This window comes from Streptomyces sp. URMC 126 (genome assembly GCF_051386555.1).
Lineage (GTDB): Bacteria > Actinomycetota > Actinomycetes > Streptomycetales > Streptomycetaceae > Streptomyces.
In genome coordinates this window covers 1-258 of the sequence record NZ_JBPQTX010001032.1, presented here as the reverse complement: position 1 = coordinate 258, position 258 = coordinate 1, and the positions used below count along the sequence as shown (strand labels likewise).

Genomic DNA, 258 nt, shown 5'->3' with positions numbered 1-258 from the left:
CCCGTCCACCACGCCGACCGCGTCACCGCCCCCTTCCTGCTGCTCCAGGGCCTGGACGACGTGATCTGCCCGCCCGCCCAGTGCGACCGCTTCCTGGCCGAGGTCGCCGGGCGCGGAGTGCCGCACGCCTACCTCGCCTTCGAGGGCGAGAGCCACGGCTTCCGCAGGGCGGAGACCATCACCCGGGCCGTGGAGGCCGAACTCTCCCTGTACGCGCAGGTCTTCGGCTTCGACCGGCCGGACGTCCCCAGGCTGGAG

The 258-nt window shown here is 73.6% G+C and carries 1 protein-coding gene; it reads left to right on the top strand.

Annotated elements, in window-relative coordinates; all coding sequences use genetic code 11:
- The coding region (locus ACSNOK_RS34975) for an alpha/beta hydrolase family protein (protein ID WP_436784728.1) at positions 1-258 on the top strand (258 nt) is incomplete at both ends.